4 protein-coding genes are annotated in these 4,992 nt (G+C 73.3%); all 4 read left to right on the forward strand.

The window, feature by feature from the left end:
• Positions 1 to 985 (forward strand): phenylalanine--tRNA ligase subunit alpha (gene pheS, locus G6030_RS11050; RefSeq protein WP_182643158.1); only part of this gene is annotated, 985 nt, incomplete at its 5' end.
• Positions 986 to 1,028: 43 nt separating this feature from the next.
• Complete coding sequence (gene pheT, locus G6030_RS11055) at positions 1,029 to 3,518, forward strand: phenylalanine--tRNA ligase subunit beta (protein WP_182643159.1); 2,490 nt, start codon at positions 1,029 to 1,031, stop codon at positions 3,516 to 3,518.
• Positions 3,511 to 4,335, forward strand: a complete 825-nt coding sequence (gene thiD / locus G6030_RS11060; protein ID WP_347238638.1) for a bifunctional hydroxymethylpyrimidine kinase/phosphomethylpyrimidine kinase — start codon at positions 3,511 to 3,513, stop codon at positions 4,333 to 4,335. The genes pheT and thiD overlap by 8 nt, the downstream gene beginning before the upstream one ends.
• A gap of 123 nt (positions 4,336 to 4,458) precedes the next feature.
• Positions 4,459 to 4,992 (forward strand): DUF2786 domain-containing protein (locus G6030_RS11065; RefSeq protein WP_182643160.1); only part of this gene is annotated, 534 nt, incomplete at its 3' end.

A 4,992-nucleotide genomic window follows, 5' to 3' on the forward strand; every position in this document is an offset into this window, starting at 1 on the left:
CGAGGCGGCGTTCGCGGCAGCCGCCGACCTGGACGCGTTGGCCGCCGCCAAGACGGCGCATCTGGGTGACCGCAGCCCGATCGCCCTGGCGCGCCGGGGCCTGGGCGCACTACCCAAGGAGCAGAAGGCGTCGGCCGGCAAGGCCGTCAACGTCGCCCGCGGGCGCGTGCAGCAGGCCTACGACGCGCGCCTGGCCGAACTGCAGGCCGAGCGCGACGCCGCCGTCCTCGTGGCCGAGACGCTCGACCTCACGGTCCCGTCCGGGCGCGCCCCGGTGGGAGCCCAGCATCCCATCACGATCATCACCGAGCAGGTCGCGGACGTGTTCGTGGCGATGGGTTGGGAGATCACCGAGGGGCCCGAGGTCGAGGCGGAGCACTACAACTTCGACGCGCTGAACTTCCTGCCCGACCACCCGGCGCGCACGCTGCAGGACACCTTCCACGTCGCGCCCGAGGGCAGCCGCCAGGTGCTGCGCACGCACACCTCCCCGGTGCAGATACGCACGATGCTCGACCGCGAGCCGCCGATCTACGTGGCCTGCCCGGGCCGGACGTTCCGCACCGACGAACTCGACGCCACCCACACCCCGGTCTTCCACCAGGTGGAGGGCCTGGCGATCGACAAGGGGTTGACGATGGCCCACCTGCGCGGCGCGCTCGACGCGTTCGCGCGCGCCCTGTTCGGCCCGGAGACCCGCACCCGCATGCGACCCAACTACTTCCCGTTCACCGAACCGTCCGCCGAGGTGGACGTGTGGTTCCCCCGCAAGAAGGGCGGCGCCGGGTGGGTCGAGTGGGGCGGCTGCGGCATGGTCCACCCGAACGTCCTCACGGCCTGCGGGATCGATCCCGAGGAGTACTCGGGCTTCGCGTTCGGCATGGGCCTGGAGCGCACCCTGCAGTTCCGCAACGGCCTGTCGGACATGCGCGACATGGTCGAGGGCGACGTCCGCTTCTCCCTGCCCTTCGGCATCCGCGCCTGACGCGCCGCGCCCCTCCCACCACACCAAGACGAAGGACCCCACAGTGCGAATTGCGCAGTCCTGGTTGACCGAGATCCTGCAGCGGGCCAACGACGGCTGGACCGTGACCCCCGCCGAGCTCGACGCCGGGTTCGTCCGCGTCGGCCTCGAGGTGGAGGGCGAGCCGGAGCAGCTCCCCGAGATCACCGGCCCCCTCACGATCGGCCGGGTCGCGAGTATCGAGGAGCTCGAGGGCTTCAAGAAGCCCATCCGCTTCTGCCTGGTCGACGTGGGCGGGGACGAACCGCAGCAGATCGTGTGCGGCGCCCGGAACTTCGTCGAGGACGATCTGGTCGTGGTCGCGCTCCCCGGCACGGTCCTGCCGGGCGGGTTCGAGATCGGCAAGCGGAAGACGTACGGCAGGCCCAGCGAGGGCATGATCTGCTCGGCGTCCGAGCTGGGCATCGGCTCCGATCACAGCGGGATCATCGTCCTGGCCCCCGGCACCGCCGAGCCGGGCGAGGCCGCCGGGCCGGTGCTCGCCGCCGGTGCCGACGAGCGGGACACCGTCATCGAGCTCAACGTGACCCCCGACCGCGGGTACTGCCTGTCGGCGCGCGGCCTGGCCCGCGAGCTCGCGTGCGGGTTCGACCTCGACTTCGCCGACCCCGCCGTCGAACTCGGGCTCCCGGCCGATGGCGAGGCCTGGCCGCTGGAGGTGCTGCCGGAGTCGGGCGCCCGGCGGTTCGCGTTGCGTCGTGTGACCGGGGTCGACCCGGCCGCGCGCACCCCGTGGTGGATGGCGCGCCGCCTGCTGCTGTCGGGCGTGCGGCCGATCTCCCCGGCCGTCGACGTGACCAACTACGTCATGCTCGAGCTCGGCCATCCGATGCACGCGTTCGACGCGGCTCGACTGCAGGGCGGGCTCACCGTCCGTCGGGCGCGCGCGGGGGAGACCCTGGTGACCCTCGACGACGTCGAGCGGACGCTCGACCCCGAGGACGTCGTGATCTGCGACGACAGCGGGCCCGTCTCGATGGCCGGCGTCATGGGCGGGGCCTCGACCGAGGTCTCCGATCAGACGACCGATGTGTTGCTGGAGGCCGCCGTGTGGGACACCCTCGCCGTGTTCCGGACCATCCGCCGGCACAAGCTGCCGAGCGAGGCGGGCAAGCGCTATGAGCGCGGGGTCGACGCCGCCGCCTCGATCGCGGCACTGGACCGCGCGGCGACCCTGCTCGCCGAGATCACCGGGGGCACCGTCGAGGCCTCCCTCACGGATGTCGGCTCGGCGCCGGTCATGCCGACCATCGCGTTCGACCCGGACCGCCCCGCGCGCGTCGCCGGGGTCGGGTACCCGGCCGGGACCGCGCGGCGTCGGCTGGAGCAGATCGGCTGCACCGTCGCCGGTGACGACGCGGTGCTGCTCGAGGTGACGCCCCCGACCTGGCGTTCCGACCTCACCCTGCCGGCTGACCTGGTCGAGGAGGTGCTGCGCCTCGAAGGGTTGGAGAACATCCCGTCGGTGCTGCCCACCGCGCCCGCGGGCCGGGGCCTCACCGCCGAGCAGCGTGGCCGCCGCGCCGTCGGGCACGCCCTGGCCGCGGCCGGGCATGTAGAGGTGCTGACGTCCCCGTTCTGTGACCCGTCGGTGTTCGACGACATGGGACTGGGTGACGACGACGAGCGCCGCAGTACGATGTCCGTGGTCAACCCCCTCGAGAGCGACAAGGCGCACCTCGCGACCACCCTGTTGCCCTCGTTGGTCGAGATCGCCCGCCGCAACATCACACGGGGAACCCGCGATCTCGCGCTGTTCTCTGTCGCGCAGGTGTCGTTCCGTACGCCCACCACCGCGCCGGTGGAGATGCTGCCGGTCGACCGCGAGCCCACCGCGGAGGAGCGCGAGCGGCTGAGCGCCTCGCTGCCCGAGCAGCCGCTGCACGTCGCAGCGTTGTACACCGGGAAGCGCGAGCCGGCGGGACACTTCGGCCCGGGCCGGGAGGCCGACGCCCTCGACGCGGTGGAGGCGGCGAGGATCGTCGGTCGCGCGCTCGGTGCCGAGGTCGGTGTCCGGGCGGCCGAGTACGCGCCCTGGCACCCGGGCCGCTGCGTGGAGGTGCTCGTCGACTCGGTCGTCGTCGGGCACGCCGGCGAGCTGCACCCGGCGGCGTGCGAGCGACTCGGAGTGCCGGCCCGAACCTGCGCGGTGGAGCTCGACCTCACCGCGATCGGCGCCCGTGAGGTCCTGCCGGCCCCGACGATCTCGTCCTACCCGGCGGTGAACCAGGACGTCGCGCTCGTGGTGGACGCCTCCGTGCCCGCCGCGGACGTCGAGTCCGCGCTGCGCGCCGGTGGCGGCGACCTCCTGGAGAGCGTGCGCCTGTTCGACGTCTACACCGGCACCCAGCTCGGCGACGGCCGCAAGTCCCTGGCGTACGCGCTGACGTTCCGCGCCGACGACCGCACGCTCACCGAGGACGAGGCGAGCACCTGGCGCACCGCGGCCGTCGAGGCCGCGGAGAAGGCCGTGGGGGCGAGCCTGCGTGGCTGACACGGTCCGGGCACCGAGGGTGCTGTGCATCGCGGGCACCGATCCGTCCGGCGGCGCTGGTCTGCTCGCGGACGTCAAGGCGGTCGCCGCGATGGGCGGGTACGGGATGGGCGCCGTCACCGCGGTCACCGTGCAGAACACCGTCGGCGTCACCGGGGTGCACGCCGTGCCGCCCGAGACCGTCATCGCCCAGCTCGACGCCGTGGCCGATGACGTGGTGATCGACGCCGTCAAGATCGGCATGCTCGGTGAGGCGGGCCTCGTCGAGGCGGTCGGGGACTGGCTTCGTCGTCGTCGCCCCCCGCACGTCGTCCTCGACCCGGTCATGGTCGCCACCACCGGTGGCCGGCTCGCCAGCGAAGACGCCGCGCGCATGCTCCGGGACCTGGTCCCCCTCGCGGACCTGGTCACGCCCAACGTCCCCGAGCTCGCCGTCCTGTGCGGCGAGACGGGCGCCACGGACATCGAGACCATCGTCGGTCAGGCCGAACTCGTCCACGAGCAGACCGGCTGCGCGGTGCTCGCCACCACCGGCGACCTCGAGGACGGCAGCGCCGAGGACGTCCTCGTCGAGACCGATGGCGACCGGCGGACCACGCTCCGCCTGCCGTTCGTGCGGGTCGACACCCCGCACACGCACGGCACCGGATGCTCGCTGTCCTCGGCCCTGGCCACCGCCCGGGTCGGCGCGCAGGACTGGGAGGCGGCCTACCGCCGCGTCCGGCCGTGGATGGACGGGGCGCTACACGGTGGGCTCGCACTCGAGGTGGGCCGTGGATCCGGGCCGCTAGACCACACCTGGTTCCTGCACCGCTGAGCGTCTCCCGGGGGCGTCCCGGACGTCGGGCACGGTTGCTCGGCCCACGCGCGGCCGTGGCGGTGTCGTACACGTGTGCGAATATCCGTCCCGACTGACAGCCGAGACGACCGGGAGCAGACCATGAACGCCTCACACGACGCCGCCCCGCCACCCGAGAAGGCGCTGGACCGGGTGCGGAAACTCTTCGCCAAGGCCGAGAGCGTGGCCGGCACGCCGGAGGCGGACGTCCTCCTCGAGCGCGCCTACGCACTGCTCGCCAAGTACGGCGTCGACGAGGCGCTGGCGCGCACGGGTCCCGCCACCACCGCGGCGGAGGTGACCGTGCTCGACCACGTGGTCTCCGGCAGGTATCAGCCCGATCAGGTGGGCCTCGTCGCCGCACTCGCGTCGGCGATGCACTGCCGGGCCGTCACCGCTGTGCGCGGGGACAACACGCGCGTCGTCCACATCGTCGGGGTCCGGCGGCACGTCGAGCGGGTGGGCATGCTCGCCGGTGCGCTGACCGGGGTGATGCTGGCCGCGGCGGCCCGCCAGCGCCCGGCGCCCGGCGTCTCCGCCGTCACCCACCGCAAGTCGTTCATGACGGGGTTCGCCTTCGAGGTCGGGCGGCGGTTGGAAGCCGCCGAGCAGGGCGCCGTCGCCGGGAGTCGCGAC

Source organism: Dietzia sp. E1, from assembly GCF_014145015.1.
In the GTDB taxonomy this organism is placed as follows: Bacteria; Actinomycetota; Actinomycetes; order Mycobacteriales; family Mycobacteriaceae; genus Dietzia; species Dietzia cinnamea_A.